7 protein-coding genes are annotated in these 2,777 nt (G+C 51.5%); 5 read left to right on the plus strand and 2 right to left on the minus strand.

The annotated features are described in order from the left end of the window. Positions 1-5: 5 nt before the first annotated feature. Positions 6-143 (plus strand): flavoprotein, encoded by a 138-nt coding sequence (locus ACP158_RS02460; RefSeq protein ID WP_424947403.1) that lies wholly within the window; start codon positions 6-8, stop codon positions 141-143. Between the two features lie 229 nt (positions 144-372). Here the strand turns inward: ACP158_RS02460 and ACP158_RS02465 are convergent, their stop codons facing one another. After that, positions 373-495 carry a hypothetical protein gene (locus tag ACP158_RS02465; RefSeq protein WP_424947404.1) on the minus strand — a complete coding sequence of 41 codons (123 nt, stop codon included), beginning with the start codon at positions 493-495 and terminating at the stop codon, positions 373-375. 28 nt (positions 496-523) lie between these two features. Here ACP158_RS02465 and ACP158_RS02470 point away from each other — a divergent pair, with 28 nt between their 5' ends. The 4 genes from ACP158_RS02470 to ACP158_RS02485 all read left to right on the plus strand — a co-directional run bounded on the left by ACP158_RS02470 (position 524) and on the right by ACP158_RS02485 (position 2,223). After that, positions 524-1,018: a coiled-coil domain-containing protein gene (locus tag ACP158_RS02470; RefSeq protein WP_424947405.1), complete on the plus strand. Its 495-nt coding sequence runs from the start codon at positions 524-526 to the stop codon at positions 1,016-1,018. Positions 1,019-1,298: 280 nt separating this feature from the next. Continuing rightward, positions 1,299-1,769: a hypothetical protein gene (locus ACP158_RS02475; RefSeq protein WP_424947406.1), complete on the plus strand. Its 471-nt coding sequence runs from the start codon at positions 1,299-1,301 to the stop codon at positions 1,767-1,769. Further along, positions 1,726-1,896: a hypothetical protein gene (locus ACP158_RS02480; RefSeq protein WP_424947407.1), complete on the plus strand. Its 171-nt coding sequence runs from the start codon at positions 1,726-1,728 to the stop codon at positions 1,894-1,896. The genes ACP158_RS02475 and ACP158_RS02480 overlap by 44 nt, the downstream gene beginning before the upstream one ends. Positions 1,897-1,926: 30 nt before the next feature. Then, positions 1,927-2,223 carry a GIY-YIG nuclease family protein gene (locus tag ACP158_RS02485; protein WP_424947408.1) on the plus strand — a complete coding sequence of 99 codons (297 nt, stop codon included), beginning with the start codon at positions 1,927-1,929 and terminating at the stop codon, positions 2,221-2,223. Positions 2,224-2,327: 104 nt separating this feature from the next. On the opposite strand, the gene ACP158_RS02490 is transcribed toward ACP158_RS02485, so the two are convergent. After that, positions 2,328-2,579 carry a hypothetical protein gene (locus ACP158_RS02490; protein ID WP_424947409.1) on the minus strand — a complete coding sequence of 84 codons (252 nt, stop codon included), beginning with the start codon at positions 2,577-2,579 and terminating at the stop codon, positions 2,328-2,330. Between the last annotated feature and the right edge of the window lie 198 nt (positions 2,580-2,777).

Genomic DNA, 2,777 nt, shown 5'->3' on the forward strand with positions numbered 1-2,777 from the left:
ACCCCATGAACTGGCATAAACACAAGCGAATTTTAGTCGGCGTCAGCGGCGGCATTGCCGCGTATAAAAGCCCGGTGCTGGTGCGGCGGTTAATCGAACTCGGATGCGAGGTGCGCGGGTTACGCTGGTCAGCGGCACGGTGAATTTGCAGACACCGCGCGGCGTATTAATGTTGTGTCGGCGCAGCAGATGATGGATGCGGTGACGTCGGTGGCGGCGGTGGCGGATTTGGGTCGACTGGAAGCAAGTATAGTTGGCGATAAAAGGAGTTCGGCTACGCCGAACGGTTTAACAACTGGATTGCCCGGCCCATATTATTATTGGCCGGACTCATTTGCGGCGAAGCCGCGCTGTTTGATGCGCAACACTACACTACACAGCGTAACGACCGTAACGACCATAACGACCATAACGACCATAACGACCATAACAAAAACAGGCAAGAGTGTGGTAAAACCATTTGCATTCCCCGCAAAACAGTGTTTTACTTACCATTCATTTTTTTCAACATGGAGATAAGGACATGTCATCATTAGCATTTGACACTCATCAAGCCGTCAAAAACCTTCTGGACGCTGGAGCCGAAGAGAAACTGGCCGAAGTCATGGTAACCACCATCGGCACCGCCATTAACGATCATGTAGCCACCAAGTCTGACATCAAAGACGTTCAGTCTGACATCAAAGCCGTTCAGTCTGACATCAAAGCCGTTCGAGGCGACATCAAAAACGTTCAGTCTGACATCAAAGACGTTCAGTCCGACATCAAAGACGTTCGAGGCGACATCAAAAACGTTCAGTCTGACATCAAAGTCGTTCAGTCTGACATCAAAGCCACCAAGTCTGACATCAAAGACGTTCAGTCTGACATCAAAGCCGTTCGAGGCGACATCGACGCACTTCGTCTTGCCACCGAGTTCGGCTTGAAAGACCTCAACAAGACCATGACTATCCGCCTCGGATTTATGCTTTTCGCTGGTCTCGCTGCCATGGCCACCATCCTCGAAGTACTCAAGTGACTCATCGGCGGCGAAGCCGCCGGCTTTGTGTCCGGCTACGCCGGACGCGTATTTTAATAACGAGTTGGGATGTCATAGTCCGGTTATGGGTAATTGATTGGCATGGGTTATCGGTTGTGCGAGGCGGCGTTAGCCGCCGGGACGCGCTCATACATTAGCGGTAAGCAACAAGCACCTCCGCCTTGCCGCCATTCTCGCATCGAACGGCGCGGCATCAAAGCAAAGGAGTTCGGCTACGCCGAACGGTTTAATAACTGGATTGCCCGGAACAAGCCGGGCAATGACGACCCTTATTTGCCGGGCAATGACGACCCTTATTTGTCATCCTCGCCGGCAAGCGGGGAACCAGAGTGGCGTAGCCGCCGGGACGCGCTCATATATTAGCGGTAAGCAACAAGCATCATCGCCTTGCCGTCATTCTCGCATCAAACGGCGCGGCTACGCCGCAAAGGAGTTCGGCTTTGCCGAACGGTTTAATAACTGGATTATCCGGTCAAACCAGACTTTTTATTCTCGTTTACCATTGTCCTCTCAAAAGGAGTCATCGCCTTCCGGTTCACCACTGCCCCCCAACCCGTCATTGCCCGGCTTGTTCCGGGCAATCCAGTTAAATATTTGTCACGCGCAGCGTGACTCCTTATTCTCGGTTACTTTGGCGTCTCAACTCGCCTTTGTCCTCTCAATTCACCATTACCTATCATTTGTCATTGCCCGGCCCATATTATTATTGGCCGGGCAATCCAGTTATTAAACTCAGCGGCGTTAGCCGCTATTGCGCGGCTACGCCGCGTCTGGATTCCCGCCTGCCGGCGAGAATGACGGCGGGGAGGGCGATTTTTTCCGCCTGCGGCGAGAATGACGGCAGAGAGGATGCGTAGCCGGACTCTTCATGGCACAATAAAACCATCATGCGAGAAAAACATCCTTACGTTTACATCATGGCGAGCAGGCGCAACGGAACGCTTTATGTCGGCGTGACCAGCGATTTGCCGGCACGGGTGTGGCAACACAAAAATAATTCGAGCGAAGGGTTCACTAAAAAACATCAAGTGCATAAACTGGTTTATTTTGAGGAGCACGGGGAAATGTTGTTGGCGATAGAGCGGGAGAAGCGGATGAAAAAGTGGCACAGAAAAACGAAGTTGGCGCTTATTGAAAAGCACAATCCCGAGTGGATGGATTTGTATGAGGATATTGTTGGGTGAATTGAGACACGTTCCCAAGTTGCTGTTGTTTTCTTAGAAGGAGTCGTAGCGTGACTCGTTTGCGGCGAAGCCGCGATAAAAGGAGTTCGGCTACGCCGAACGGTTTAATAACTGGATTGCCCGGAACAAGCCGGGCAATGACGACTCTTATTCGTCATTCTCGCATCAAACGGCGCGGCTTCACCGCATAAGGAGTTCGGCTTTGCCGAACGGTTTAATAACTGGATTGCCCGGCCAATAATAATATGGGCCGGGCAATGACAAATGGTAGGGCAATGGTGAATTGATAGGACAAAGGCGCGTTGGGAGGGCAATGGCACATTGAGAATAAGGAGTTCGGCTACGCCGGACAGCATATTCCACTGGATTGCCCGGCCAATAATAATATGGGCCGGGCAATGACGGATTATAGGTAATGGTGAACCGAGAGGACAAAACCAACCCTCTTGTTTTCACAAATATTTTTCTACACTACCCCCTTGACCCAGTGAAAAAATGTTAGATTACAGGGTCTGCGGGCGGTGGGTACTTTGATTTCCTGCGGGCGGATGTGC

Source organism: Candidatus Spongiihabitans sp., assembly GCF_965247905.1.
GTDB lineage: Bacteria > Pseudomonadota > Gammaproteobacteria > Arenicellales > Poriferihabitantaceae > Spongiihabitans.

Coding starts and splice junctions, on each gene's coding strand:
- ACP158_RS02460 (WP_424947403.1), top strand. CDS start 6: ATGAACTGGCATAAACACAAGCGAATTTTAGTCGGCGTCAGCGGCGGC.
- ACP158_RS02465 (WP_424947404.1), bottom strand. CDS start 495: ATGGTAAGTAAAACACTGTTTTGCGGGGAATGCAAATGGTTTTACCAC.
- ACP158_RS02470 (WP_424947405.1), top strand. CDS start 524: ATGTCATCATTAGCATTTGACACTCATCAAGCCGTCAAAAACCTTCTG.
- ACP158_RS02475 (WP_424947406.1), top strand. CDS start 1,299: ATGACGACCCTTATTTGCCGGGCAATGACGACCCTTATTTGTCATCCT.
- ACP158_RS02485 (WP_424947408.1), top strand. CDS start 1,927: ATGCGAGAAAAACATCCTTACGTTTACATCATGGCGAGCAGGCGCAAC.
- ACP158_RS02490 (WP_424947409.1), bottom strand. CDS start 2,579: ATGCTGTCCGGCGTAGCCGAACTCCTTATTCTCAATGTGCCATTGCCC.